At 68.6% G+C, this 25568-nt stretch carries 26 protein-coding genes and 3 tRNA genes; 16 read left to right on the top strand and 13 right to left on the bottom strand.

The features are described 5' to 3' along the window. The first annotated feature begins 317 nt into the window (after positions 1–317). The 6 genes from dnaN to ACH3VR_RS15595 all read left to right on the top strand — a co-directional run bounded on the left by dnaN (position 318) and on the right by ACH3VR_RS15595 (position 8411). Positions 318–1469, top strand: a complete 1152-nt coding sequence (dnaN, locus tag ACH3VR_RS15620; protein ID WP_397557240.1) for a DNA polymerase III subunit beta — start codon at positions 318–320, stop codon at positions 1467–1469. Between the two features lie 75 nt (positions 1470–1544). After that, the gene (recF, locus tag ACH3VR_RS15615) at positions 1545–2714 is read left to right on the top strand and encodes a DNA replication/repair protein RecF (protein WP_397557239.1); all 1170 of its coding nucleotides are present in this window, start codon (positions 1545–1547) and stop codon (positions 2712–2714) included. Then, positions 2707–3204 (top strand): DUF721 domain-containing protein, encoded by a 498-nt coding sequence (locus ACH3VR_RS15610; protein ID WP_397557238.1) that lies wholly within the window; start codon positions 2707–2709, stop codon positions 3202–3204. Before recF ends, ACH3VR_RS15610 begins: the two co-directional genes overlap by 8 nt. Positions 3205–3325: 121 nt before the next feature. After that, entirely contained in the window at positions 3326–5362 is a 2037-nt protein-coding gene (gene gyrB / locus ACH3VR_RS15605) for a DNA topoisomerase (ATP-hydrolyzing) subunit B (protein ID WP_397557237.1), read from the top strand. A gap of 83 nt (positions 5363–5445) precedes the next feature. Continuing rightward, positions 5446–8010 (top strand): DNA gyrase subunit A, encoded by a 2565-nt coding sequence (gene gyrA / locus ACH3VR_RS15600; protein ID WP_397557236.1) that lies wholly within the window; start codon positions 5446–5448, stop codon positions 8008–8010. Then, positions 8007–8411: a DUF3566 domain-containing protein gene (locus tag ACH3VR_RS15595; protein WP_397557235.1), complete on the top strand. Its 405-nt coding sequence runs from the start codon at positions 8007–8009 to the stop codon at positions 8409–8411. Before gyrA ends, ACH3VR_RS15595 begins: the two co-directional genes overlap by 4 nt. A gap of 13 nt (positions 8412–8424) precedes the next feature. On the opposite strand, the gene ACH3VR_RS15590 is transcribed toward ACH3VR_RS15595, so the two are convergent. Then, positions 8425–9153 carry a VIT1/CCC1 transporter family protein gene (locus ACH3VR_RS15590; RefSeq protein ID WP_397557234.1) on the bottom strand — a complete coding sequence of 243 codons (729 nt, stop codon included), beginning with the start codon at positions 9151–9153 and terminating at the stop codon, positions 8425–8427. 91 nt (positions 9154–9244) lie between these two features. On the opposite strand from ACH3VR_RS15590, the gene ACH3VR_RS15585 reads away from it, so the two are divergent. The 3 genes from ACH3VR_RS15585 (at position 9245) to ACH3VR_RS15575 (ending at position 10059) form a co-directional block, all read left to right on the top strand. Beyond that, positions 9245–9318, top strand: a tRNA-Ile gene (locus tag ACH3VR_RS15585). Positions 9319–9331: 13 nt separating this feature from the next. Beyond that, a tRNA-Ala gene (locus tag ACH3VR_RS15580) sits at positions 9332–9407 on the top strand. Between the two features lie 226 nt (positions 9408–9633). Further along, complete coding sequence (locus ACH3VR_RS15575; protein WP_397557233.1) at positions 9634–10059, top strand: NUDIX hydrolase; 426 nt, start codon at positions 9634–9636, stop codon at positions 10057–10059. Between the two features lie 6 nt (positions 10060–10065). On the opposite strand, the gene ACH3VR_RS15570 is transcribed toward ACH3VR_RS15575, so the two are convergent. Further along, positions 10066–10545 (bottom strand): aminoacyl-tRNA deacylase, encoded by a 480-nt coding sequence (locus ACH3VR_RS15570; RefSeq protein WP_397557232.1) that lies wholly within the window; start codon positions 10543–10545, stop codon positions 10066–10068. Between the two features lies 1 nt (position 10546). Beyond that, the gene (locus ACH3VR_RS15565) at positions 10547–11074 is read right to left on the bottom strand and encodes a DNA helicase (protein ID WP_397557231.1); all 528 of its coding nucleotides are present in this window, start codon (positions 11072–11074) and stop codon (positions 10547–10549) included. A gap of 95 nt (positions 11075–11169) precedes the next feature. Between ACH3VR_RS15565 and ACH3VR_RS15560 the strand changes: the two genes are divergently transcribed. Then, positions 11170–11727, top strand: coding sequence for a peptidylprolyl isomerase (locus ACH3VR_RS15560; protein ID WP_397557230.1), 558 nt, complete (start codon positions 11170–11172; stop codon positions 11725–11727). 22 nt (positions 11728–11749) lie between these two features. Continuing rightward, positions 11750–12679: a rhomboid family intramembrane serine protease gene (locus tag ACH3VR_RS15555; protein ID WP_397557229.1), complete on the top strand. Its 930-nt coding sequence runs from the start codon at positions 11750–11752 to the stop codon at positions 12677–12679. Positions 12680–12810: 131 nt separating this feature from the next. Here the strand turns inward: ACH3VR_RS15555 and ACH3VR_RS15550 are convergent, their stop codons facing one another. Further along, positions 12811–13047 (bottom strand): cell division protein CrgA, encoded by a 237-nt coding sequence (locus tag ACH3VR_RS15550; protein WP_345801005.1) that lies wholly within the window; start codon positions 13045–13047, stop codon positions 12811–12813. Between the two features lie 52 nt (positions 13048–13099). Between ACH3VR_RS15550 and ACH3VR_RS15545 the strand changes: the two genes are divergently transcribed. Genes ACH3VR_RS15545 through ACH3VR_RS15535 form a run of 3 tightly spaced genes read left to right on the top strand, consistent with a single transcriptional unit; the run spans position 13100 to position 14684 of the window. Further along, positions 13100–13888, top strand: a complete 789-nt coding sequence (locus ACH3VR_RS15545; RefSeq protein ID WP_397557228.1) for a class E sortase — start codon at positions 13100–13102, stop codon at positions 13886–13888. Beyond that, a complete protein-coding gene (locus ACH3VR_RS15540) occupies positions 13888–14043 on the top strand; it encodes a hypothetical protein (RefSeq protein ID WP_397557227.1) in 156 nt (51 codons plus the stop codon). Before ACH3VR_RS15545 ends, ACH3VR_RS15540 begins: the two co-directional genes overlap by 1 nt. After that, entirely contained in the window at positions 14040–14684 is a 645-nt protein-coding gene (locus ACH3VR_RS15535) for a glutamine amidotransferase-related protein (RefSeq protein ID WP_397557226.1), read from the top strand. Before ACH3VR_RS15540 ends, ACH3VR_RS15535 begins: the two co-directional genes overlap by 4 nt. Before the next feature lie 10 nt (positions 14685–14694). On the opposite strand, the gene pknB is transcribed toward ACH3VR_RS15535, so the two are convergent. From pknB to ACH3VR_RS15500, 7 genes are all read right to left on the bottom strand, one after another. Then, complete coding sequence (gene pknB / locus ACH3VR_RS15530) at positions 14695–16401, bottom strand: Stk1 family PASTA domain-containing Ser/Thr kinase (protein WP_397557225.1); 1707 nt, start codon at positions 16399–16401, stop codon at positions 14695–14697. A gap of 62 nt (positions 16402–16463) precedes the next feature. Beyond that, entirely contained in the window at positions 16464–18206 is a 1743-nt protein-coding gene (locus ACH3VR_RS15525; RefSeq protein ID WP_397557224.1) for a serine/threonine-protein kinase, read from the bottom strand. Beyond that, complete coding sequence (locus tag ACH3VR_RS15520) at positions 18203–19663, bottom strand: peptidoglycan D,D-transpeptidase FtsI family protein (RefSeq protein ID WP_397557223.1); 1461 nt, start codon at positions 19661–19663, stop codon at positions 18203–18205. The genes ACH3VR_RS15525 and ACH3VR_RS15520 overlap by 4 nt, the downstream gene beginning before the upstream one ends. After that, positions 19660–21063, bottom strand: coding sequence for an FtsW/RodA/SpoVE family cell cycle protein (locus tag ACH3VR_RS15515; RefSeq protein ID WP_397557222.1), 1404 nt, complete (start codon positions 21061–21063; stop codon positions 19660–19662). Before ACH3VR_RS15515 ends, ACH3VR_RS15520 begins: the two co-directional genes overlap by 4 nt. Then, positions 21060–22298: a PP2C family protein-serine/threonine phosphatase gene (locus ACH3VR_RS15510; RefSeq protein ID WP_397557221.1), complete on the bottom strand. Its 1239-nt coding sequence runs from the start codon at positions 22296–22298 to the stop codon at positions 21060–21062. The genes ACH3VR_RS15515 and ACH3VR_RS15510 overlap by 4 nt, the downstream gene beginning before the upstream one ends. 19 nt (positions 22299–22317) lie before the next feature. Further along, a complete protein-coding gene (locus ACH3VR_RS15505; RefSeq protein ID WP_397557220.1) occupies positions 22318–22848 on the bottom strand; it encodes an FHA domain-containing protein FhaB/FipA in 531 nt (176 codons plus the stop codon). Further along, entirely contained in the window at positions 22845–23591 is a 747-nt protein-coding gene (locus tag ACH3VR_RS15500; protein WP_397557219.1) for an FhaA domain-containing protein, read from the bottom strand. The genes ACH3VR_RS15505 and ACH3VR_RS15500 overlap by 4 nt, the downstream gene beginning before the upstream one ends. A gap of 146 nt (positions 23592–23737) precedes the next feature. On the opposite strand from ACH3VR_RS15500, the gene ACH3VR_RS15495 reads away from it, so the two are divergent. After that, positions 23738–23821: transfer RNA gene (locus ACH3VR_RS15495), tRNA-Leu, on the top strand. A 42-nt stretch (positions 23822–23863) separates the two neighbouring features. On the opposite strand, the gene ACH3VR_RS15490 is transcribed toward ACH3VR_RS15495, so the two are convergent. Continuing rightward, positions 23864–24355: a GNAT family N-acetyltransferase gene (locus ACH3VR_RS15490; RefSeq protein ID WP_397557218.1), complete on the bottom strand. Its 492-nt coding sequence runs from the start codon at positions 24353–24355 to the stop codon at positions 23864–23866. Between the two features lie 39 nt (positions 24356–24394). Beyond that, positions 24395–25036 (bottom strand): GntR family transcriptional regulator, encoded by a 642-nt coding sequence (locus ACH3VR_RS15485; RefSeq protein ID WP_397557217.1) that lies wholly within the window; start codon positions 25034–25036, stop codon positions 24395–24397. 282 nt (positions 25037–25318) lie between these two features. Between ACH3VR_RS15485 and ACH3VR_RS15480 the strand changes: the two genes are divergently transcribed. Continuing rightward, entirely contained in the window at positions 25319–25528 is a 210-nt protein-coding gene (locus ACH3VR_RS15480; RefSeq protein WP_165126338.1) for a cold-shock protein, read from the top strand. Positions 25529–25568 lie beyond the last annotated feature (40 nt).

The following is a 25568-nucleotide window of genomic DNA, read 5'->3' as shown; positions in this document are numbered from 1 at the left end:
ACTCGAATCGGCTGCGGAGAATTGTGAACGACGGCCGAACGGCTGTGGACGACGGGATCGATGAACGGATGCCGGAAGCCTGCCGTCATCCACGTCCTCCGCAGCCCGTCCACATCTCACAAGCGTGTAGTTCCCATGCGCCGACTGGGATCGCGCAAGTTATCCACACTTTCCACAGCTGTTAACACCATGACAAGAAACTTTTGATGAGAGACCGACCCGATCACCTCGGGGGCGAGAGAGCCCGTCTTGAAGTGCCGCACGAACTGGGCACTAGCATGGGTACCCCAAGCCCCAAGGACGACAAGGGAGCGCCAGTGAGGTTCCACGTCAATCGCGATGTCTTCAGCGAAGCCGTGTCGTTCGTCGTCAAGCTGCTCCCTCAGCGCAATCCGCAGCCGATCCTCGCGGGCGTGCTGATCGAGGCGACCGACGCCGGACTCTCCCTTGCCGCGTTCGACTACGAGGCATCCGCCCGCACGACGATCGAGGCCACGGTCGACGAGGCCGGCACGATCCTCGTGCACGGCCGGCTGCTCTCCGAGATCGCGAGCCGCCTGCCCAACGCGCCGATCCAGATCGAGGTCGACGACGACGGCGGCATCGTCCTCACGTGCGGCTCGGCCCGGTTCACCCTGGCCTCGATGCCCGTCCAGGAGTACCCCGCGATCCCCGAGGTCACGGGCGAGTCGGGTCTCGTCCCGGCCGAGGACTTCGCGACCGCGATCGCGCAGGTCGCCTTCGCGGCGTCGCGCGACGACGTCACGCCGGTTCTCACAGGTGTTCAGCTCGAGGTGGCCGGCACGCAGCTGAGCCTCGTCGCGACCGACCGATACCGCGTCGCGCTCCGCGAGATCCCGTGGGACGGCGGCACCGTGGCATCCGACGAGTCGACGACGGCGCTCGTGCCGGCGCGCACCCTGACGGAGGTCGGCAAGACCTTCGCCCACGGCGGCAACATCTCGATCGCCTTCTCCGGATCGGGCGATCGCGAGATCATCGCTTTCACGGCGGGCAACAAGACCGTGACGTCGCTGCTCATCAAGGGCAACTTCCCGCCGGTGCGTCGTCTGTTCCCCGAGCAGACCGAGCACCACGCCGTCGTCAACACGGCCGAGCTCGCCGAAGCCGTTCGTCGTGTGTCGCTCGTTCTCGACCGCTCCGCGCCGCTGCGGTTCACGTTCACCTCCGACAGCGTGTCGATGGATGCCTCGGGCACCGAGCAGGCTCGTGCATCGGAGTCGGTCGACGCGACCCTGGTCGGAGACGAGGTGACGCTGGGCCTCAACCCGCAGTACCTGCTCGAGTCGCTCGGCGCCGTGCGCAGCGAGTTCGCGCGCATCACGTTCACCTCGAGCGAGAACGCCAACAAGCTGAGCCCCGTGCTGATCACGCCCCAGACCTCGGTCGACAAGGGCGGCGACGGCGAGTTCAAGTATCTCCTGCAGCCCAACCTCCTGCTCCGCTGACTCGGGTCGCGCCCCTCGACAGGCTCGAGGGACCGCGCAGGACTGTGCGTCCGAGGCCCGAACTAGGGTTGATCCGTGATCGTGGAGCAGCTGAGTCTCGTCGACTTCCGCAACTATGCGGCCGCCGACGTGTCGCTGGGTCCCGGTCCCAATGTCTTCATCGGGCGCAACGGCCAGGGCAAGACGAATCTGGCTGAAGCGATCGCCTTCTTCGCGACGCTGGGGTCGCATCGCGTCTCGAACGATGCGCCCATGGTGCGACACGGAGCAGACGCCGCCATCATCCGCGCCCGTCTCGCGCATGGCGAGCGTCGTGTGCTCCTCGAGGCCCAGGTCAACAGGCAAGGCTCCAACAAGGCGCGCGTCAACGGTGCCACTGTCAAGACGAATGAGCTTCCGCGTTACGCGCAGGTCGTGCTGTTCGCGCCGGAAGACCTTCAGATCGTGCGCGGCGACCCCTCGTCGCGCCGTCGCTTCGCGGATCAGCTCCTCGTGCAGCGGACGCCGCGCATGAGCGCAGTGCTCTCGGACTACGACCGCGTCCTCAAGCAGCGCACGGCTCTGCTCAAGTCGGCGCGCGCCCGGGGGATCCGCGGCGACGCGCTGTCCACCCTCGATGTGTGGGATGACAAGCTCGTCAGCCTCGGCACCCAGGTCATCGAGGCGCGCCTCGCCCTCGCGGCCGAGCTCGCAGCGCCACTGGCCGCCGCCTACACGCAGATCGCGGGGGCCGACCACAGCCCCGAGCTCGAATGGGCGCTCTCGGTGCAGGGCGGAGATCCCGAAGAGGATGCCCCTGCGCGCGATGACACCGGCGTCGGGACGGATGCCGCAACGGGAATCGCCCAGCAGTTCCGCACGGCCCTCGCCGCCAAGCGGTCGGCGGAACTCGACCGCGGCCTCACCCTCGTCGGACCGCACCGCGACGACCTCGTGCTGCGCGTGCGCGGCCTCCCCGTGAAGGGCTACGCGTCGCACGGCGAGTCGTGGTCGGTCGCGCTCGCCCTGCGGCTCGCCTCGGCAGAGCTCCTGCGCGCGGAATCGAGGCTGGGCGATCCCGTCCTCATCCTCGACGACGTCTTCGCCGAGCTCGACGCCGAGCGCCGAGCGCGCCTCGCCGACCTGGTCGCCGGCTTCGAGCAGGTCGTCGTCACGGCCGCCGTCGAAGCCGACGTTCCGAGCGGGCTCCGCGCGCACGTCGTGCGGGTCGAGGCCGGGCGCATCCTGGAGGCGGCGGATGCCTGAACCCGTCGATCGCAGCGAGATCCCGGAGACGATCGCCACCTACCTGCGGCTGCGCGGTCTCGAGCCGCAGGCCCGTCCGTTCCGCCGGCGTCGCCGCGCGCAGCCCGACGACGAGCACGCCCCTTTCACACCCGGCCGCGACCCGCGCGGTGTCGCCGATGTGCTCTCCGATCTGACCCGGGAGTCGGGCTGGGAGTCGCAACTCGCCCGTGAAGACGTCGTGCGCACATGGGCCGAGGTCGCCGGTGCCGATACGGCACGGCACACCCGTCCGGTCGCCTTCCTCGACGGAACGCTCACGGTTCAGGCCGATTCGACGGCGTGGGCGAAGCAGCTTCAGCTCATGCGTGCGCAGATCCTCTCCGAGATCCTGCGCCGGTTCCCCGAAGCGGGTGTCGAGGGTATCCGGTTCATCGGGCCGGACGTCCCCTCCTGGAAATGGGGTCCCAGAGCCGTCCCAGGGCGCGGTCCGCGCGATACCTACGGCTGATCCACGTCCAGGGCTATTCGCGCTCTTTTCAGCGCGCCACAGGGGCGTACAGCGCCCGTGGAGGGTCGTTCTTGATATCATGGAACGACCGCGATGACCTATCTGGAGCGCTCGAGAACATATGACGTCTGTGAATCCCGAAAGCGTTGCCGGGGAACCCGGATCGCCCGCGAACGGAAAGCCCCTCAGCGACTACGGCGCAGATGCCATCCAGGTCCTCGAAGGCCTCGAGGCGGTTCGCAAGCGTCCCGGAATGTACATCGGGTCCACGGGTCCGCGTGGTCTGCACCACCTCGTCTACGAGATCGTCGACAACTCCGTCGATGAGGCTCTCGCGGGCTTCTGCGACCTCATCGAGGTGACGATCCTGTCGGACGGCGCCGTGCGCGTCGTCGACAACGGGCGCGGCATCCCGGTCGACATGCACAAGACCGAGGGCAAGTCGACCGTCGAGGTGGTGCTCACGGTGCTCCACGCCGGCGGCAAGTTCGGCGGCGGCGGCTACGCCGTGTCCGGTGGTCTGCACGGCGTCGGGTCGTCGGTCGTCAACGCCCTCTCGACGCGGCTCGAGGTCGAGGTCAGGCGCCAGGGATACGTGTGGCGGCAGTCGTACCGCAACGGCGGTGTGCCACTGGCTCCGCTCGAGCGCGGTGAGGAGAGCGCCGACACCGGCACCATCATCACGTTCTGGCCCGACCCGGAGATCTTCGAGACCGTCGAGTTCGAGTACGAGACGCTCCGCACCCGCTTCCAGCAGATGGCGTTCCTCAACAAGGGCCTGCGCATCGATCTCGTCGACGAGCGCCCCTCCGAGGCGGTCGAGGTCGAGGAGGACGGCGACGTCGTGCTCTCGCAGCCGCACGACTCGTACCTCTACGAGCGGGGACTCGTCGACTATGTCGAGTACCTCAACAAGACGCGGCACGCCGATGTCGTCAACGACCAGATCATCGAGGTCGAGTCGGAGGACACCGATCGGCACATCGCCCTCGAACTCGCGATGCAGTGGACGACGAGCTACACCGAGAACGTCTTCACCTACGCCAACACCATCAACACGCACGAAGGCGGAACCCACGAAGAGGGCTTCCGCGCGGCTCTCACGACGCTCGTGAACAAGTACGCCCGTGCCCAGAACCTGCTCAAGGAGAAGGACGACAACCTCTCCGGCGACGACGTGCGCGAAGGTCTGACGGCCGTCATCTCCGTCAAGCTCTCGGAGCCGCAGTTCGAGGGGCAGACCAAGACGAAGCTCGGCAACACCGAGGCGAAGGCGTTCGTGCAGAAGATCGTCGGCGATCAGCTCGGCGATTGGTTCGAGCGCAATCCGCAGCAGGCCAAGCTCGTCGTGCGCAAGGCCATCGATGCCGCCACGGCGCGCCTAGCGGCGCGCAAGGCGCGCGAGACGGCACGGCGCAAGAGCGTGTTCGAGTCGGCGTCGATGCCCGACAAGCTCAAGGACTGCACCTCGAAGGACCCCGCGATCAGCGAGATCTTCCTCGTCGAGGGCGACTCGGCCGGCGGCTCGGCGGTGCAGGGCCGTGACCCGCACACGCAGGCGATCCTCGCCCTCCGCGGCAAGATCCTCAACGTCGAGCGCGCGCGCCTCGACCGCGCCCTCGGCAACAACGAGATCCAGGCGATGATCCAGGCGTTCGGCACGGGCATCGGCGAGGACTTCGACGTCGACAAGGCGAGGTACCACAAGATCGTGCTCATGGCCGACGCCGACGTCGACGGCCAGCACATCACGACGCTGCTGCTGACGCTCCTGTTCCGCTACATGCGCGGTCTCATCGAGGCCGGCTACGTGTACCTCGCCATGCCGCCGCTGTACCGACTGAAGTGGACCAACTCGCCGCACGAGTACGTGTACTCCGACGTCGAGCGCGATGCGCTGCTGGCTGACGGACTCGCGAGCGGCAAGCGGATCCCGAAGGACAACGGCATCCAGCGCTACAAGGGTCTCGGCGAGATGAACGACAAGGAGCTGTGGGAGACGACGATGGATCCCACGACCCGGACGCTCCGCCAGGTCACGATCGACGACGCCGTCGCGGCCGACACGGTCTTCACGACGCTCATGGGCGAGGACGTCGAGTCCCGCCGCCAGTTCATCCAGAAGAACGCGAAGGATGTCCGGTTCCTCGACATCTAGCGTGTCGTCGCCGCTGCTCGCCGCCGGTCTCCGGCCGCTGAGCGCGACGAACACGACGCAACGGACCAACGGAAGAGAAGCGCATGGCTGACGACAGCACCACGACCGAGGAATCCTCGCACAACCACGGCCACATCGAGCAGGTCGACCTGCAGGGCGAGATGCAGCGCAGCTATCTCGACTATGCGATGGCCGTCATCATCGGCCGTGCGCTCCCCGATGTGCGCGACGGCCTCAAGCCCGTGCACCGCCGCGTCATCTACGCGATGTACGACGGCGGCTACCGCCCCGACAAGTCGTTCTCGAAGTGCGCACGCGTCGTCGGCGAGGTCATGGGTCAGTACCACCCGCACGGCGACACCGCGATCTACGACACGCTCGTGCGTCTCGTGCAGCCGTGGTCTCTGCGCTATCCGCTCGCACTCGGCCAGGGCAACTTCGGCTCGCCGGGCAACATGGGCGCCGCTGCGCCGCGGTACACCGAGACGAAGATGGCTCCCCTCGCGCTCGAGATGGTGCGCGACATCGAAGAGGAGACCGTCGACTTCACCGACAACTACGACGGGCAGACGCAGGAGCCCGCCGTCATGCCGGCGCGCTTCCCCAACCTCCTCGTCAACGGCTCCGTCGGCATCGCCGTCGGCATGGCGACGAACATCCCGCCGCACAACCTGCGCGAGGTGGCGGACGGTGCGCTGTGGGCGCTCGACCACCCCGACGCGACGCGTGACGAGCTGCTCGAGGCGCTCATGCAGCGCATCAAGGGGCCGGACTTCCCGACGGGTGCGCAGATCCTCGGCACCCGCGGCATCCACGAGGCGTATCGCACGGGCCGCGGCTCGATCACGATGCGCGCCGTCGTCGAGATCGCCGAGATCCAGGGCCGCACGTGCCTCGTGATCACCCAGCTGCCGTATCAGGTCAACCCCGACAACCTCGCTCTGAAGATCGCCGACCTCGCCCGCGAGGGCAAGGTGCAGGGCATCGCCGACATCCGCGACGAGACGTCGGGGCGCACGGGTCAGCGCCTCGTGATCGTACTGAAGCGGGATGCCGTCGCCAAGGTCGTGCTGAACAATCTGTACAAGCACACGCAGCTGCAGGAGAACTTCGGCGCGAACATGCTGGCGATCGTCGACGGCGTGCCCCGCACGCTTGCGCTCGACGGCTTCATCTCGCACTGGGTCGACCACCAGATCGACGTCATCGTGCGTCGCACGCAATTCCGCCTGCGCAAGGCCGAAGAGCGCATGCACATCCTGCGCGCCTACCTCAAGGCGCTGGATGCCCTCGACGAGGTCATCGCCCTCATCCGCCGGTCGCCCACCGTCGAGGAGGCCCGCGAGGGCCTCAAGGCGCTCCTCGAGATCGACGACATCCAGGCCGATGCGATCCTGTCGATGCAGCTGCGTCGCCTCGCCGCGCTCGAGCGTCAGAAGATCATCGACGAAGCGACCGAGCTCGAGGCGCAGATCGCCGACTACCGCGAGATCCTCGCATCGCCGGCCCGTCAGCGCGGGATCATCCGCGAAGAGCTCACCGGCATCGTCGAGAAGTTCGGCGACGAGCGCCGCACCGAGATCGTCTTCGGCTTCGACGGCGACATGACCGACGAAGACCTCATCCCCGAGGAGGAGATGGTCGTCACCGTCACGCGCGACGGCTACATCAAGCGCACGCGCAGCGACAACTACCGCTCGCAGCACCGCGGCGGCAAGGGCGTCAAGGGTGCGCAGCTGCGCGCCGACGACGTCGTCGAGCACTTCTTCGTCACCACGACGCACCACTGGCTCCTGTTCTTCACGAACAAGGGGCGCGTCTACCGCGAGAAGGCGTACCGGGTTCCGGAGGCGGGTCGGGATGCCAAGGGCCAGCACGTCGCGAACCTCCTCGCTCTGCAGCCCGACGAGGAGATCGCGCAGATCCTCGACATCCGCGATTACAGCGTCGCCACCTATCTCGTGCTCGCGACGCGTGGCGGCCTCGTCAAGAAGACGCGCCTCACGGAGTACGACACCAACCGGCAGGGCGGCGTCATCGCGATCAAGCTCCGCGAGGACGACGAGGTGGTCAGCGCCTTCCTCGTCGACGAGGACGACGAGATCCTCCTGATCAGCCGGCACGGCATGTCGCTGCGGTTCACCGCGACCGACGACGCACTGCGCCCCATGGGCCGCTCGACCGAGGGCGTGAAGGGCATGTCGTTCCGCGACGGCGACAGCCTGCTGTCGGCATCGCCCGTGACGGACGACGGCTACGTCTTCGTCGTGACCGAGGGCGGGTACGCCAAGCGCACCGAAGTGGACCAGTACCGCGGCCAGAGCCGAGGCGGTCTGGGCATCAAGGTGGCCAAGCTCAGCGAGGATCGAGGCGATCTCGCGGGCGGCCTGATCGTCGCCGAGGACGACGAGGTCTTGGTGGTTCTTGCCAGCGGCAAGGTGGTAAGGTCTGCCGTGGCCGAGGTGCCTGCCAAGGGCCGCGACACCATGGGTGTCGTGTTCGCCCGTCCCGACGAAGAGGATCGCATCATCGCGATCGCCCGTAACGGTGAGCGAGGCCTCGCCGAGACCGCAGAGGCAGCCGCCGACGAAACGCCGGCCGCACCCGAGGCCTCCCTCGAGACCCCCGAAGAGAGTATTGACGCATGAGCACGGTAGCCGACAAGCTCGCCAAGAAATCCAGCCACAAGACGAGCGCGAAGCAGGTCCGCCTGCGCCTGGTCTACATCGACTTCTGGTCGGCAGTGAAGCTGTCGTTCCTCGCGGCCGTGGCGCTCGCGGTCGTCACGATCGTGTCGTTCTTCCTCGTCTACATGGTCATCTCCACGACGGGCCTCATCAGCCGCGTCGACGAGTTCTTCCAGAGCATCTCGGACGGCAGCGTCTCGCTCACGGACTTCATCGGACTCCCGCAGGTCATGGCTGTCGGTGCGATCGTCGCGATCCTGAACCTGATCGTCGTGACGGTGCTCGGCGCCGTCATCGCGGGCATCTACAACCTCGCCGTCAAGGTCACCGGCGGCCTGCTCGTCGGCTTCACCTCGAATTGAGGACGGCCTCGGCTCAGACCACTCCGGTCGAGCCGAGGAGCGTTCCGATCAGCCACGTCGCGACCAGAGCGAGCGCTCCGCCGATGACGAGGCGGAGCGAGGCGCGCCCCTTCGGCGCGCCTCCGAGATGCGCCGACACCCAGCCGGTGAGGGCGAGCGCGACGAGCACCGCGACGAACGTCACAGGGACGCGCCATTCCGGTGGAGGCAGCAGGATCGCCAGCAGCGGCAGCAGAGCACCCAGTGTGAACGAGATCGCCGACGAGATCGCCGCGTGCCAGGGGTTGACGAGGTCGTCCTGGTCGATGTGGAGCTCGACCTCGAGGTGGGCCGCGAGGGCGTTGTGCGCCGTGAGCTCTGTGGCCACCTGGCGAGCTGTCGCGTCCGTCAGTCCGCGATCGCGATAGAGCCGGGTCAGCTCTTCGAACTCCTCCTCGGGCATCTCGTGCAGCTCGCGGGTCTCCTTGGCGATCAGCGCGCGCTCACTGTCGCGCTGGCTGCTGACGGAGACGTACTCGCCCAGTGCCATCGAGATCGCACCGCCCACGAGCCCCGCGACACCCGCGGTCAGGAGGGCCGGCGTCGCCGTCGTGACGCCGGCGACGCCGACGACGAGAGACGCGATCGAGACGATGCCGTCGTTCGCGCCGAGCACGCCCGCGCGGAGCCAGTTGAGTCGCTGATTGACGCTGGCGGTGTGAGCTTCGCCGGCGTGGGGAGTCTCGGACACGCGCTCAGTCAACCACCGACCCGCCCCGCCCGGGCTCGATTCGTGAAATCGGCGCGCTTCCGGTAAAGTCTTGCAGGTTGACGGCTCACGGGCCGGCACGATCGGGGCTATAGCTCAGGCGGTTAGAGCGCTTCACTGATAATGAAGAGGTCCCAGGTTCAAGTCCTGGTAGCCCCACAAATACAGCCCCGGGGCCTTAGCTCAGTTGGTAGAGCGCCTGCTTTGCAAGCAGGATGTCAGGAGTTCGAATCTCCTAGGCTCCACCATGTGAAAAGCGCCGCCCCGAAGGGGCGGCGCTTTTCACATCATCGGGCACAGTGATTCGAACTGAGCGGCGAAGCCGCGTTCGACGGGCCCCTCGCAGAGGCTCCGCGCGACACGCAGTGGCGCGTGGAGGGGCGAGGGACTCCTAGGCTCCACCATGTGAAAAGCGCCGCCCCGAAGGGGCGGCGCTTTCGCGTATTCGGGGGGCGCTCTGGCTAGGGTGTCGGTGTGGACATCCGCGTGGCCGCCTACGCCGTCGTCGTGGACGACGCGCACCGCGTCCTCCTCGCGCACTGGAACGAGGGTCGACGCGCCGCCTGGACGATGCCGGGCGGGGGACTCGAGCCCGGTGAGGACCCGGAGCAGGCCGCTCGTCGCGAAGTCTGGGAGGAGACGGGCTACAAGGTGGAGATCCTGGAGCTCCTCGGCATCCATTCGCGGGTCATCCCGCCCTCGCGCCGCATCGCAGAGGATGCGACGGACCCGCTCCATGCCCTGCGCATCGTCTACCGCGCGCGTGTGACGGGCGGCCGCCTGCGCAACGAAGTCGACGGGTCGACCGATCGCGCCGAGTGGTTCCCGCTCGGCTCCGTCACGACGCTCCAGCGCGTCAAGCTCGTCGACATCGCGCTCGGGATGGCGGGCGCCGTCTGAAGGGCGTCAGCGCGCTTCGACGTCCTGCGAGATGTCGGCGACGGTCGCCGCATAGGCGGTGATGAGGTCGTCGGCCTGGACGAACAGGCTGTAGCCGTGCGCCCCGGCGCCCATCGCGATGCGTTCGCCCACGATGCGCTCGTCGGCGTACACGGGCCACTCGGTCGCGCTGCCGATCGGCACGATCGTGCCGCGCTCGTAGCCCGTCGCAGCGAGAGCGCGTTCCGGATCAGGCAGCTGCAGCTTGTTGACGCCCACGACGGCGCGCAGCTTGGGCCAGGAGATCGCACGATCGCCCGGCACGAGCGCGAAGAGGTAGGTGTCGTCGCTGCGCTTGACGACGAGCGTCTTCACGATGCCGGCGGGAGGGATGCCGAGAAGCTCGGCCGCCTCGGGGAGGCTCCTCGCCGCCGGCCGTTCGCGGATCTCGATGTCGAGCCCGCGCGCCGACGCCGCGTCTCTGACGCGTGCGGTGGGGTCGGTCAACTCAGGCGTCGGGGGCGCGCAGCGGGTCGTCGGCGACCCACAGCTCGTCGTCGGCGCGCAGCGTCTGCCATGCGGCGTATGCGACGCCGAGCGCTGCCGCGATCCCGAAGATGATCGCGATGACGCCGCCCGCGCCGATGCCGCTCTTCTTCGGCGGCTCGATGACGGGGAGGCGCGCGCCCGCGAACGAGACTCCGCGGCCCTCCGCGAGCTTCGCGCGAGTGTCGTTCGCGGCATCCCACACCGACAGCGCCGAGCCGACGAGCGCGCCCGCTGCAGGCACGACGCGGTCGTTCACGACCTGCTTCGACACCGCCATGCCCTTGTCGACATATGGTGCCGCGTACTTGCCGTACGTGTCCTTGGCCTGGGGAACGAGCTGCTCACGGCTGTAGTTGCCGAGCTGGCGCCGCGCCTCTTTGGCCACGGTGGCGGCCTCGCCCACGAGAACCTGCTGTGCATCCCACAGTCGGTTCGCCTGGTCCTGGAGTTTGCGGAGTTCCTTCTTGCGCTTGCGGCTGAGGCTCACGGGGCCCTCCCTGTCGATGGGGTGTGGTCTTCCCCATCTTGCCAGACAGGGCCTCAGCCGGGAGGGGTTGCGGAGAACTCTGGAACAATGTACCCATGCCCACGCCTACCGCGGTCGCGACCCTGCACACCAACCACGGCGACATCGTCGTCAACCTCTTCGGAGACCACGCTCCTCGCACGGTTCAGAACTTCGTCGGCCTCGCCGACGGCACCGGCGAGTGGAAGGACCCCTCGACCGGCCAGCCCGGCGAAGGAGCCCTCTACAACGGCGTCGTCTTCCACCGCATCATCCCCGGCTTCATGATCCAGGGCGGTGACCCCCTCGGTCTCGGCACCGGCGGTCCCGGCTACACGTTCAACGACGAGATCAGCCCCGAGCTCACCTTCCAGAAGCCCTACCTGCTCGCGATGGCCAACGCCGGCCTGCGTCGCAACGCCCTGACCGGCAAGCCGGAGGGCACGAACGGCTCGCAGTTCTTCATCACGACGGACCCCACGCCCTGGCTGCAGGGCAAGCACACGATCTTCGGCGAGGTCGCCGACGACGCGTCGCGCGGAGTCGTCGACGCGATCAGCGCCGTGCCGACCGCCGCGGGCGACCGGCCTATCGAGCCCGTCGTCATCGACTCGATCGACATCGCCTCCGTCTGACCGGGAAGCCGCGCCCTCGCCCGTGACCACGGACGCATTCCGTCGCAACAGCGACAACTTCTGCTACCGGCATCCCGATCGCGTGAGCTTCGTGCTCTGCCAGCGGTGCCTGCGCACCATCTGCGCCGAGTGCCAGACGCAGGGCGCGGTCGGTGTCATCTGCCCGGAATGCATGCGTGATCAGCAGAAGGCGCAGACCGACGCCCAGCGCAAAGCAGAGAAGCGCTGGGCGTCGCGTCCGCGCGCGGTGACGGTGTCGGACTCGCGTCCCTACGCGACGTACGGCATCATCCTCGCGACGGCGGTCGTCTTCGTCCTGCAGCTCGTCATCCCGGGTCACCTCGTCGAGCGGTTTCTGGGCTTCGCCGGTGCCTACGTCGATCCTACGAGCGGCTACGCGCTGCAACCATGGCGCCTGCTGACCGTCGCCTTCGTGCACGACGGGTTCTGGCACATCGCCCTCAACATGCTCGCCCTCTACATGATCGGGCGAAGTCTCGAGCCGCTTCTCGGGCACTGGCGATTCGTCGTGCTCTACTTCCTGAGCGCGCTGGGCGGATCAGTGGCTGTTGCACTGCTGATGCCGCCGACCGTCCTCGTGGTCGGCGCCTCGGGCGCCATCTTCGGCCTCTTCGGAGCCCTGCTCGTCATCGGCCGGCACATCGGGGCCGACATCCGCACGATCGCGATCCTCATCGCCATCAACTTCTTCTGGCCGTTCATCATCGCGCTCATCAGCAGCATCGGCCGCGGCTCGTTCAGCGACGCCCTCGCCACGATCGCCGTGTCGTGGCAGGCGCACCTCGGCGGCCTCCTCACCGGTGGGCTCGTCGGGCTCATCTACGCGCGCACACGCACCGCGGCGCGCCGCGCCGCCCAGATCTGGCTCCTCGTCGGGACGGCGGTCGCACTTCTCGCCCTCCTGGTCATCCCGGTGCTCTTCTACCGTTGAGACCCGGAGTTATCCACAGGCTCATCCACAGGTGGGGATGAATCACACCCGTGTAATTCGTGTGGTTCGGCAGACAAGAGAAAGGCCGAGACACGACGTGCGTGTCTCGGCCGAAGGAGGGATGCCGCGGGCTAGCGCCAGCGTGTTGTCATGAGGAAGCCGATGAAGGCGATGCCGAACCCGATCACGAGGTTCCACGGGCCGATGCCGGGGATCGGGTACTGCATGCCGCTCAGGTAGAAGACGAGCACCCACAGCAGACCGAGCAGCATGAGCCCGATCATGATGGGCTTGAACCATACGGGATTGGGGGCCGCTTCGCCCTCGCTGCGCTCGACGAGGTCTTCGTCTCTGCCGGATCGTGCCATTCCACCAGTCTACCGTCAGCCTTCTGAGGGACCAGCTGACTAAAATCACGCTGTGGATGAGCAACCCGGCGCACCGCTGCGCGCGCGCACGCGACGGCGACGGCGTGTCTCGTTCGTCGGGGTGCTCGGCGAAGTGCTCATCACGGTCGGCATCGTCGTCCTGCTCTACGTCGCGTGGCAGCTGTGGATCGGCGACCTCATCTACGGCGCCGAGCGCACCGCCCAGGCCCAGGCCCTCAGTGAGACCTGGCAGGAGGATTTCGAGGCGCAGCATCCCTCGCCCACCGCGAGCGGCACACCCGCACCCGCACCCATACCCACGGACGTGACGACAGACCCCGTCATCCTCCCCGAGGCCGCCGACGCCCAGGTGTTCGGCACGATGCACATCCCGAGGTTCGGCCCCGACTACGCCGTCGCCATCGCCGGCGGCGTCACGCGCGCGAGGACGCTCGATCCCATCGGCATCGGCCACTACCCGGGCACGCCGATGCCGGGTGCGGTCGGCAACGTGGCCTTCGCGGCGCACCGCACGACATGGGGAAAGCCGTTCAACCGCATCGCGGATCTCCACGTGGGCGATGCGATCGTGATCGAGACGCCCGACGGCTGGTACACCTATCGCTTCCGCACGCTCGAGTACGTCAAGCCGACGGCCGTCGAGGTACTGCTTCCCGTTCCTCAGGCGACGGGCGTCGCCGCCGACGACCGCTACCTCACGATGACCAGCTGCAGCCCCATGTACTCGCTCGCCGAGCGGATCGTCGCCTACAGCGTGTTCGAGTCCTTCACACCGCGGTCGGCAGGCGCACCGGCCTCGCTCACGACGGGAGCCGCCTGATGTACGCCGCGCTGTGGCACGTCCTTCCCGGCCCCTGGTGGCTCCGGGTGATCATCCTCCTGATCCTCCTCGCGGCAGTCCTGTACGGGCTGTTCTTCTACGTCTTCCCGTGGGTCAGCCCGCTCGTCAACCCGCAGGAGGTGACGGTCGAGTGACCGCCACGCCGAGCCGGGGCATCCTCGTCGTCGACAACCACGACAGCTTCGTCCACACCCTCGTGGGCTATCTGCACGAGCTCGGCGCACGCACGACGCTCGTCGAGGCGGACGCCATCGCCGCCGACGAAGCCCGCACCGTCATCGCGGGATACGACGCCGTGCTCGTGTCGCCGGGGCCGGGGACTCCCGAGCACGCGGGCTCCTCGATCGCCGTCGTCCACGCGGCGGCGGAGAGCGGCATCCCGCTCCTGGGGGTCTGTCTCGGGCATCAGGCGATCGCCGCCGCATTCGGTGCGACGGTCGATCACGCCCCCGAGCTCATGCACGGGCTGACCTCGCTCGTGCACCACGACGACGGCGCGCTGTACGCGGGCCTGCCCGATCCATTCGTCGCGACGCGGTACCACTCGCTCGCGGTCGTGCCCGACACGCTGCCGGCCGATCTCGTCGTGACGAGCCGCACCGACGGCGGTGTGATCATGGGGATCCGGCACCGGACGCTGCCGATCGAGGGCGTGCAGTTCCACCCCGAGAGCGTCTTGACCGAGGGCGGCTACCGGCTGCTCGGCAACTGGCTCGAGGCGGCGGGGATCCAGGATGCCGCGACCCGGGGCGCTTCGCTCAGTCCGCGCCGCTGACGGATCGGCCTCAGCTCGCGGGGCCCGAGCAGAACGTCAGGGTGATCGTCGAGTGCACGGGGACGTCGCCGGGTTGCAGTGACTGCTGGGTCACGGTCGGCGGCGTCGTCGCGGGGCACGTCGCGTCTTCCTGCGTCTGGACGGTGAGGCCGATCGTCGGAGACTCGAGGGCCGCCTTCGCCGCATCCACGGTGTAGCCCTTGTAGTCCACGATCGTCACGTTCCCCGTCGCGACCACGAGGTTCACGACCGTGCCCAGCGGCACCTCGCTGCCGGAGGCGGGATCGGCGGAGATGACGGTGTGGGCCGCGAGGCCGGGGTCATTGCGCGGCGTCACGGCGCCGACGGAGAGGCCGAGATCCTGCACCGCGGCGCGCGCGGCATCCTCGCTGAGGCCCTCGAGGGGCGGGATCTTGGCGGTCTGCACGCCGGCGGAGACGTAGACCTTCACCTGCTGTCCCGGAGCGACAGAGGTTCCGGATGCGGGATCGGTGCGGATGACGTTGTCCTGCGCGACGTCGGCGCTCGGCTCGTCGACGCGGTAGGCGAGGAGGTCCTCGCCCTCGAGCACCTGGTTGGCCTTGTCGTAGGTCATGTCGGTGACATCGGGGACGATGCGGGCGTTGGAGGGGACGGTGTTGTCGGGGTGGATCGTGAGAACCCAGAAGAGCACCGAGATCAGGAGCACGGCCAGCACGGCCACGCCGCCCCAGATCCACGCGACGGGCGGCCCCGCCTGTGTGCGCTTCATCGTGGTGTCGGTGCTGAGCTGGCGCAGCGACCGGGCGGTCTCGGCGGCCTGGCGCGGATTGGGCCCGTAGAGTTCGCTGGTCAGGGCGCCGACCTGTCGCTTCGACGGCACCTTCCCATCGACGGTCGCATCGAGGGCCTCACGGAAGGAGGCGGCATCCTGATACCGCTGGAAGGGATCTTTGGCGAGAGCGCGAAGCGCGACGGCGTCGAGCGAGCGCGGGACCGCCTCGTTGATCTCCGACGGCGCCACCGGCGTCTCGCTCACGTGCTGATACGCGACCGCGACCGGCGACTCGCCTCGGAACGGCTGCCGTCCCGAGAGCAGCTCGTACAGCACGACGCCCGTCGAGTAGAGGTCGGCTCGACCGTCGACCGGCTCACCCTTCGCCTGCTCGGGCGAGAAGTAGGCCGCGGTGCCGAGGATCTGCGTCGTCTCGGCGACCGTCGACGAGGAGTCGGACACGGCGCGCGCGATGCCGAAGTCCATGACCTTGACCTGGCCGGACTCCGTCACCATGACGTTGCCGGGCTTGATGTCGCGGTGCACGACGCCGGCGCGGTGCGAGTACTCCAGCGCCTCGAGGATTCCGTCGACGTAGCGCACGGCATCCGTGACTGGCACCGGGCCCGCCGAGATGATGTCCTTCAGGAGCGAGCCCTTGACGAGCTCCATGACGATGAACGGCACAGGGTGGACGGACCCGTCGGGGGCCGTCTCGCTGTCCTCGCCGGCGTCGTACACGCGCACGATCGCGGGGTGGGACATGCGCGAGGCCGCCTGCGCCTCGAGACGGAACCGCGTGCGGAACGCGTTGTCCGTCGCGAGATCGCGCTTGAGCACCTTGATCGCGACGACGCGGCCGAGCGTCAGGTCGTAGCCCCGATAGACGCTCGCCATGCCGCCACGGCCGATCAGCTCATCGACGCGATAGCGCCCCGAAAGCACGCGCGGCTCAGCTGTCAAAGGTCACTCCCTGGGGTGGAACACCTGCCAGCCTAGCCGACGGGCCCGGAGGGCCCGCCGGGTCACGGGGTCGGCTCGGCCTGCGGGGTCGAGGTCGCCGCCGACGTGATCGGCGCGTTGGCTTCGGGCGAGGAGCCGGACGTGCGCTTCTCGCCGTTGCCCGAGCAGTCGACCGTGTACGTGAGGATGATCGTCTGTCCGGCGGGGCCCGCCGTGAGCTCGCCATCGCGGTCGTTGCCGCCGTAGGAGATCTGCGTCACGTTCTGGCCGCCTGCGGAGAACGTGCCGTTGACCACCGTGAAGTTGTACGCACTCGGCGACCCGGAGCCGGACGGGCAGGTGTAGCCGGGCCACGTGAAGCTGACCGGCTGGCCTGTGACGGCAGGCGTCGTGGAGATGGTCGGCGCGTTGGGCGCGGGCATGGCGACCTGATCGGCGTAGTACGTGAGTGTCAGCAGTGTCGTCGGCTCGATGCGGCCGGACGGGTCGACCTGGTAGACGATGCCGACCTGGTCTCCCGTCGACGCCGCGTTGCCCGCGACGCACGACACGGACTGCACGCCGGCCTGCTTCGCGGCCGAGCTCGCGGCGTCGCACTGCTGCCCCGCGAGGTTGAGCGCGTCGATGTCGATGCGCGTCGCGGTGGGCGTCGGCGTCGGCGTCGGAGACGTCTGCGTGGCGGACGGCGTCGAGGGCGAGGGGTCGGGCTCGTTGGCGTTGTTGTTCGCGAAGATGGCCCACAACGTGCCGCCGAGCACGAGCAGCAGGAGGGCGATGAGGGCGATGAGCGGCCACGTCCACGGGCTGCGCTTGCGCTTCTGGGGCTCGTCCTCGACGGCCGTCATCGTGCTCGTGCCGGTGGCGACGCCGCCCGGCATGAGACGGGTCGCGGCGGACGTGTCGGTCGCACCCAGCAGCTGCGTCATGTCGTCGCCCGCGGCGGCACCGGCCGCGATGGCGGGCACGGCGGCTGCGGCGGCCGCGACGTCTCCCCGTCGCAGCGCCGTCGCGGCGCGCGCGACGGCCGACGCCGAGGCGGGCCGGTCTTCGGGCTTCTTGGCGATCATCGCCATGACGAGGTTCTGCACCGGCACGGCGACGGTCGGCGGCAGCGGCGGAGGCTGCTCATTGATCTGCGCCATCGCGATCGCGACCTGCGACTCGCCCGTGAAGGGGCGCTTGCCGGCGAGGCATTCGTACGCGACGATGCCGAGCGAGTAGATGTCGGTCGCCGGAGACGCCGGATGACCGGACGCCTGCTCGGGCGACAGATACTGCACGGTGCCCATGACCTGGCCCGTGGCCGTCAGCGGCACCTGGTCGGCGATGCGCGCGATGCCGAAGTCGGTGATCTTGACGCGGCCGTCGGGGGTGATGAGCAGGTTTCCCGGCTTGATGTCGCGGTGCACGAGCCCCGCGGCGTGGGCGGCCTGCAGCGCCGCCGACGTCTGCGCGACGATGTCGAGCGTCTTGTCGGTGGACAGCGACCCGTCGCGCTCGAGGATCGTCGAAAGCGCCTCGCCCGGAACGAGCTCCATCACGAGGAAGGCGGAGCCGTTCTCCTCGCCGTAGTCGAAGACGCTCGCGATGCCCTCGTGGTTCACGAGCGCGGCGTGACGGGCCTCGGCGCGGAAGCGCTCGAGGAACCCGGGATCGCCCATGTACTCGTCTTTGAGGATCTTGATCGCCACCGTCCGGCCGATGACGTGGTCTGTGGCTTCCCACACCTCGCCCATGCCGCCGATCGCGATCCGCGAATCCAGCTCGTAGCGTCCGCCGAAGGTCGCACCCTGCGTCGGTCTCATCGTCCCAGCACCGCCTCCATGACCTTCTTCGCGATGGGCGCCGCGATCGTGTTGCCGCTGCCCGATTGGCCTTGCCCGCCGCCATTCTCCACGACCACCGCCACGGCGACCTGCGGGTCGTCCGCGGGCGCGAACCCCGTGAACCACAGCGTGAACGGCTTGGTGTCGCCGTTCTCCGCGGTCCCGGTCTTACCGGCCACTTCGACGCCGTCTATTCTTGCACCCGACGCGGCGCCGTCACTGACATCGGCGACCATCATCGTCGTCAGCTGGGCGGCCAGATCCTGGCTGAGCGCCCGCCCGAACTCGGTGTCCTCGAACGTCTGCTGCACCGACAGGTCGGGGGCGATGACGCTGTCGACCATGCGGGGGTTCATCACCATTCCGCCGTTCGCGATGCCGGCCGAGACCATCGCCATCTGCAGCGGCGTCGCGGTCACCTGGCCCTGGCCGAATCCGCTGAGCGCGGTCTGCGCGTCGTCCTGGATCGTGCGCGGGTATCCCGACGGCGTCGAGACGAGCGGCACCTGGAACGACTGGTTGAACCCGTACTTCTCCGCCTCGTCGCGGATCGCGGTGTCGCCGAGCTGCACCGCGAGCTCCGCGAACGGGATGTTGCAGCTCAGCCGCAGCGCGTCGGCGATCGTGACGGTGTCGCCCGGGCCGCACGTGCCGCCCGATGCGTTGTACACGACGCTGCTGGACTGCGGGAGCGTGTACGAGGCCGGATTCGGCAGCGTCGACTGGGGCGTGTAGTCGCCCGATGCGAGGGCCGCCGACGCGACCACGAGCTTGAACGTCGACCCGGGAGGATTGAGGTCGCCGCCGATGGAGCGGTTGAAGAGCGGATGCGCCGGGTCGGCGTCGAGGCCGTCGTAGTACGTGTTCGCGGCCTTCGCATCGTGCGTGGCGAGCAGGTTCGTGTCGAACGTCGGGCTCGAGACCATCGCGAGGACGCGCCCTGTCTTCGGCTCGATGGCGATGACCGCGCCCTGCTGCGAGCCGAGCGCGTCGAACGCCGCCTTCTGCACCGTGGCATCCAGCGAGAGCATGACATTCGATCCGCGCTGGGGCTGACCCGTCACGATCTGCTCGATGCGCGCGAGGAACTGAGAACCCGCCGATCCGCTGAGCACCTGGTTCATCTCGAGTTCGATGCCCGTGGCCGACCCGAGGGCGGGGTTGATCCAGCCGGTCACCTGGCTCCACATGGGGGCGTCGGTATACACGCGCTGCCAGCTGTAGACGTCGGTCGAGGGCACCGACGTCGCGATCGCGGCACCGCTCGCGATGATCGAGCCGCGCTGAACCTGGTACGAGTCGTAGAGGGCTCGGGTGTTGCGGGGATTCTCGGCCAGGGTCTCGGCCTGCACCACCTGGATCCAGCTCGTCGACGCGAACAGCGCGAGGAACATGATGAGCATCAGGATGCTGAGGCGCTTCAGCTCCTTGGTCATCCGATCACCACCCTCGGGCGGCTGCGCACGGCGTCGGAGATGCGCAGGAGCAGCGCGACGATGAACCAGTTCGCGATGAGCGACGAGCCGCCTGCGGCGAGGAACGGCGTGGTCAGGCCCGTGAGCGGGATGATGCGCGTGACACCGCCGACCATGATGAACACCTGCAGGGCGATCGTGAACGACAGGCCCGTCGCGAGCAGCTTGCCGAAGTCGTCGTGCCCCGCGAGCCCGATGCGGATGCCGCGGCTCGCGAAGACCATGTACAGGCAGAGGATCGCGAAGACGCCGATGAGGCCGAGCTCTTCGCCGAGGCTCGGCAGGATGTAGTCGCTCTGCGACAGCGGGGTGAGGTACGGACGGCCCTGACCGAGCCCCGTGCCGATGAGCCCGCCCTGCGCGAGGCCGAAGATGCCCTGCACGAGCTGGTAGCTGCCGCCGTCGGCGTCGATGACGGCGGGGTTGAAGGCATCCAGCCAGTTCGTGAAGCGCCCCTGTACGTAGGGCAGCACGCGCGACGCGAGGAAGGCTCCCGCGACCGCGAGGCCGACGCCGATGACGACCCAGCTCGTCTTGCCCGTCGCGACGTAGAGCATCGCGACGAACATGCCGAAGATCAGCAGGCCCGTGCCGAGGTCGCGCTGCAGGACGATGATCGCGAGCGAGACGAGCCAGATCACCAGGAGGGGTCCGAGCTCGCGCGGCCGAGGCCACGTGATGCCGAGGAATCTCGTGCCGACCGAGCTGAGCGCCTCCCGCGTGCGCACGAGATAGCCGGCGAAGAAGATCGCGAGGGCGATCTTCGCCAGCTCGCCGGGCTGGAACGAGAAGATGCCCAGGTCGACCCACACGTCGGCGTTGGCATCGGCGCCGAGGCCCGGGATGATCGGCAGCAGGAGCAGCAGGATGCCGACGAGCCCCGCGATGTAGGTGTACCGGAACAGCACGCGGTAGTTGCGCAGCAGCACCACGATGAGGATCGCGCCGATGACCGCGATGGCCGTCCACGCGAGCTGACGCGTCGAGAAGGCATCCCACGCATGGAGCTTCTTGGCGATGTCGATCCGGTAGATCATCGCGAGCCCGATGCCGGTGAGCAGCGTCGCGATCGGCACGACGAAGGGGTCGGCATCCCGCGCTCGCAGGCGGAGCACGATATGGAGGGCGAGGACGAGGGCCGTCAGGCCGCCGCAGTAGACCAGGAAGAGCCCGTCGATCGCGTCCGTCGCGCCGAGCTGCACGAGCGCGATGGCCGCGCCGTTGATCGCGAACGCGAAGATCAGGAGCCAGAGCTCGCGGTTGCGCTGCGTCTGCGGGACGCGGATGCGGCGGAGGGCGCGGACGACGGCGGTATCGGTCGACACCACTCCGGTCCCCGCCGGCGGGGTCGTGGCGCTCATCCGCTCGCTCCCGTCGAATCGGCGAGGCTCGCGACGATCCGCTGCGCCTCCTGCAGGGACGATGCCGAGATCGTCTGCTCGACGGCCGCGCGCGTGAACTCCGTGAGGTCGTCGAGGGGGATGCCGGTGTCCTGGTACGGAGTCGAGAGCGAGATCGGGCCGATGTCCTGCTGGATGCCGCGGTAGATCACGACCGTGTCCTCGTCGGCGCCGACGAAATAGCGCGTCTGCGTCCACTGGTACCCGAGGAAGACCGCGAACGCGAGCAGCAGGATCGCGAGGGCGGCGCCGACGATCCAGCCCAGGCGCCGGCGCCGCGCGCGGCGCCGATCCTCCTCGATGAGCTCCTCGAGGAACTCCGGGGCCGGCTCGAAGTGCGACGGCTCGTTGGCCGCCTGCCGCACGGGATGCAGCCAGCCGGACCGGCCGGATCGTGCCGCCGGCACTTCGATGCCGATGGGGTTCGAGGCCGACCCGACGATCGTCGCGGTCCCCGAGAAGACGGGATGCTGCCCGCCGACGTCGACGAGCACGATCGTGACGTTGTCGGGCGCGCCACCGTCGAGCGCGTGCTTGAGCAGGATGTCGGCCGTGCGCCCCGGCGGAAGCCCCTGCGCCAGCGCCTTCGTCGTGTGCGCGTCGTCGACGACGCCGGACAGTCCGTCGGAGCACAGCAGCCACCGGTCGCCGGGCTGGGTCGGCATGATGAAGGTGTCGACTTCGGGCTCGGTGTCCATGTCGCCGAGCACGCGCATCAGCACCGACCGGCGCGGGTGGTAGCGCGCCTCCTCCGGCGTGATGCGGCCGGAGTCGACGAGGCGCTGCACGAAGGTGTGGTCGGTCGTGATCTGGGTCAGAGTGCCGTCGCGATACAGGTAGATGCGCGAATCGCCGATGTGGGCGATGACGGCATACTGGTCGACCATGACGAGCGCGCTGACGGTCGTGCCCATGCCGGCCAGCTCCGGGCGGATCCGCACGGTGTCGCTGAGCTCGCCGGCGGCATCCGAGATGGCATCCCGGAGGGCGCGCTCCGCCTCCGACGTCGCCGAATAGGGCTGGTCGAGCGCCTCCAGACGCGCGATGGCCAGACTCGACGCGACGTCGCCGCCCGCGTGCCCGCCCATTCCGTCGGCGACGACGAACAGGTTCGAACCGGCGTAGCCGGAGTCCTGGTTGTTGGAGCGCACCTTGCCGGTGTGCGAGATCGCAGCGCTCGAGCCCTGGAAGACCATCTGTCGGAGGACCGCTCGCTTACTTCCGCAGCTCGAACGTCGTGGCGCCGACCTTGATGGGGGCGCCGACGATCACGGGGACGGGCGTCGCGACGCGAACGCCGTCGTGCCACGTGCCGTTCGTCGAGTCCAGGTCCTGGATCATCCACTGATCCCCCCACAGCAGGAGGCGCGCGTGATGGCTCGAGGTGTAGTCGTCGCGAACGACGAGACCCGATTCGCTGGACCGCCCGATCGTGAGAGGTTCGGTGCCGAGGGGCAGCTCGAGACCGGTCTTGGGACCACTCGTGATCACGATGCGCGAGACGGTCGCGGTCGTCGCCTTCCCGCCCTTCAGAGGCGGAGCCGGCTTGACCGAGGGCGCGGCGGCGGTGGCGGCGGATGCCGCGGCCGACGCTGCTGCGGGGGTCGCGGCGGCCTGCGGCTCCGGCATCCTGCGCACCTTCACGCCGAACAGATCGGCTCGCAGCGAGTAGACGACGGCGAACACGAACGCCCACAGCAGCACGAGGAAGCCGATGCGCAGGAGGAGCAGCGTGAGCTCGCTCACGGCAGGGGCCCTCCTTCGCGGATGTCGAAGGCGCGCGTCACGTCGGAGGGCAGCGGGGGCTTGGGCGGCGCGGGAGGGGCGGCCTGCGCGACGACGCGGAACACGATGTCGGTGCGGCCGATCGTGACGGTCGAGTCGGGGGCGAGCGCGGCCTCGGCGACCTTCTGTCCGTTCAGCAGCGTGCCGTTCGTCGACTTGAGGTCGCGGACCATCGCCCGCTCGCCGTCCCAGAGGATCTCGACGTGTCGGCGGCTCGTGCCGGCGTCCGAGATCGTGATGTCGGCGTCGCTGCCGCGGCCGATCACCGTGCGGGACTTCGCGAGCGGATACCGGCGCCCGGCGATGTCGACGACGCCACGCCACGTGACGGCTCCCTGCGCGGCCGACGAGTCGACCCGCAGCGTGCCCGTCGAGAGCTGGTCGTCGCGCGCGATGGAGATCGTCACGGGTCCCGCGAAGCTGTACCCCTGCGCCTTCGCGTGCTTGTGCACGAGGGCGTCGAGCTCGTCGCCCAAGGCGGGGCCGAGAGTGCGCATTCTGTCGTCGTCAGCGGGCGCGAGCCGCACCGTGAACGTGTTGGGCGCCAGGATGCGGTCGCGGCTGACGACGGCAGCCTTCTTGTCGAGCTCGCTGCGCAGCGCGGATGCGATTTCGACAGGTTGGATGCCGCTGCGGAAGGTCTTCGCGAACGCGCTGTTGACTGCGCGCTCGAGTCCCTTCTCGAAGCTGTCAAGTAGTCCCACAAGACTCCTCAGGCAGGCGGGCCGGTGCGTACATGCTAGTCACTGAGCCTGGGACGCCCGTGGACCGTCCCCACCCGATTCGGGCGGTGCCGGGCTCCGTGTTATCCTCGGAAGGTTGATCCGCGGTGTTCACGACACTTCGGTTCGCGCGAGTGGCGGAATAGGCAGACGCGCTGGCTTCAGGTGCCAGTGCCCGCAAGGGCGTGGGGGTTCAACTCCCCCCTCGCGCACAAAATGACATCGGCCCCCGGTTACGGGGGCCGATGTCATTTTCAGGCTCCGTCGAGGGCGGGCACGAGCGCGAACACGACCTCCTCGACTTCCCGGTCGATGCCGGGTGCGAACGAGTCGGCGCGCGAGACCTCGGTGAACCCGCAGTGCTCGAGCACGGCGATCCAGCCCGGATCGACGGCGGCGGCGCGGGCGAAGAGCGGCCTGACCGGCTCGCGGGCGATCAGCAGGCGAAGGGCCGCGGTCGCGACGCCCCGACCCCACGCGTGGTGTGCGATCCAGCACGTCACCTCGCGGTCGCCGCCGACGGTGAACAGGGCGGCCGTGCCGGCGAATCCGCCGCGCTCGGTGACGACGAAGAGCGAGACATCCGCGGACGCCCGCTCCCGCGCGATCCAGGCGTCGAAACCCGCGCGGTCGTCGGGCTCGGACGCGGTGAAGGCGACCATCGCGACCGCCTCCGGGTCGCGCATCATCTCGTAGATCGCGTCGAGATCGTCGTCGTCGAGGTCTCGCAGCTCGATGTGGCCCACGGGGCCCACGCTAGCGACGGCCGCCGACGGGCGGAAGCGTCAGGCCAGGCCGTGCTGGGCGCGCAGGGCGCGCTCCGCACGATCGCCGTCCCGTGCGGCCAGCGCCGCCTTGAACTCCTCGTAGCCCTCGCTGCGCTGCACAGGGCACTCGACGAAGGGATGCCATCCCGAGAGGTTGCGCTTGATCACGAGCTCCGCCTCGCGCATGACGCGCACGAACGGGCGGTTCTTGGCGACGGAGGTCAGCGTCTCGAACAGGCGCGCGCTGCCGTCGATGATGCCGAGGCGGTCATCGGCACGGGATGCCACGATGACGGCGTCGATCTGGCCCAGGACGTCGTCGAGCTCGTCGTCGGACATGCGCGCGGCGGCGAGTCGGACGATGTTCCCGAGCAGGAGCACGACGAATTCGTGCGTCTCGCCGATGAGCCCGTGATCGGGCATCGTGACGCGCGTGTAGCGATTGGGGGCGACCTCGACGAGTCCCGTGCGCTCGAGGCGCTGGAGGGCCTCGCGGACCGGGGTGCGGGAAACGCCGAGCCAGCGCGCGAGCTCCTGGTCGCGAAGGTGTTCGCCGGGCTTGAGGCGCCCGTCGAGGATCGCCTCGCCGATCGCGGCGTACACCTCGTCTCCGAGCACGGTGCCGCGCGGATCCACGGGCATGAGCGGAACGGTGGTCATGGGCCCCACAAGTGTACTCGCGGCGTCATGCTCCTCGATCGGGGACTGATATATCGGTAGAGTGTGCGCTGTCACGCTCAGGCGTGGCCTATCCGGGGGGATCCGTCGGCGCCCGGGCCTCGAAGCTCATGCTCGGCCCGGGCGTTCGATGGTTTTGCGCACCATTCGGCCATGCAACGTTTATGTCACCTTCCGAAATGGGGCTATGTCGCATCCCTGGCTCTCGATAGCGTGTAAGCGTCGGCATGATTTGTGCCGGCGAAGAGCGTAGAACGGCATTTCATGAGCACGCAGGGCACCGTCAAGTGGTTCAACTCGGAGAAGGGCTTCGGCTTCATCGCGCCGGATGAGGGTGGTGCGGACGTCTTCGCGCACTACACCGCCATCCAGGCCGGTGGCTACCGCTCCCTCGAGGAGAACCAGCGCGTGGAGTTCGAGATCGCGCAGGGCCCCAAGGGGCTTCAGGCCGAGAACATCCGCCCCCTCGCGTAACCCGCGAGCACAGCCGCCCATCCACCGTCGGTGGATGCGG

Source organism: Microbacterium alkaliflavum (assembly GCF_044325405.1).
Taxonomy (GTDB): domain Bacteria; phylum Actinomycetota; class Actinomycetes; order Actinomycetales; family Microbacteriaceae; genus Microbacterium; species Microbacterium alkaliflavum.
This window is presented reverse-complemented; position numbering and strand designations above follow the sequence as displayed.

Bases quoted from the DNA above. Each gene is read 5' to 3' on its own strand.
- ACH3VR_RS15510 (WP_397557221.1), bottom strand. From the start codon at position 22,298: ATGGTCTTCCAGGGCTCGAGCGCTGCGATCTCGCACACCGGCAAGGTG.
- ACH3VR_RS15480 (WP_165126338.1), top strand. From the start codon at position 25,319: ATGAGCACGCAGGGCACCGTCAAGTGGTTCAACTCGGAGAAGGGCTTC.
- ACH3VR_RS15550 (WP_345801005.1), bottom strand. From the start codon at position 13,047: ATGGCACGATCCGGCAGAGACGAAGACCTCGTCGAGCGCAGCGAGGGC.
- ACH3VR_RS15520 (WP_397557223.1), bottom strand. From the start codon at position 19,663: ATGACCAAGGAGCTGAAGCGCCTCAGCATCCTGATGCTCATCATGTTC.
- gyrA (WP_397557236.1), top strand. From the start codon at position 5,446: ATGGCTGACGACAGCACCACGACCGAGGAATCCTCGCACAACCACGGC.
- ACH3VR_RS15610 (WP_397557238.1), top strand. From the start codon at position 2,707: ATGCCTGAACCCGTCGATCGCAGCGAGATCCCGGAGACGATCGCCACC.
- gyrB (WP_397557237.1), top strand. From the start codon at position 3,326: ATGACGTCTGTGAATCCCGAAAGCGTTGCCGGGGAACCCGGATCGCCC.
- ACH3VR_RS15540 (WP_397557227.1), top strand. From the start codon at position 13,888: ATGTACGCCGCGCTGTGGCACGTCCTTCCCGGCCCCTGGTGGCTCCGG.
- ACH3VR_RS15515 (WP_397557222.1), bottom strand. From the start codon at position 21,063: ATGAGCGCCACGACCCCGCCGGCGGGGACCGGAGTGGTGTCGACCGAT.
- ACH3VR_RS15485 (WP_397557217.1), bottom strand. From the start codon at position 25,036: ATGACCACCGTTCCGCTCATGCCCGTGGATCCGCGCGGCACCGTGCTC.
- ACH3VR_RS15560 (WP_397557230.1), top strand. From the start codon at position 11,170: ATGCCCACGCCTACCGCGGTCGCGACCCTGCACACCAACCACGGCGAC.
- ACH3VR_RS15525 (WP_397557224.1), bottom strand. From the start codon at position 18,206: ATGAGACCGACGCAGGGTGCGACCTTCGGCGGACGCTACGAGCTGGAT.
- ACH3VR_RS15595 (WP_397557235.1), top strand. From the start codon at position 8,007: ATGAGCACGGTAGCCGACAAGCTCGCCAAGAAATCCAGCCACAAGACG.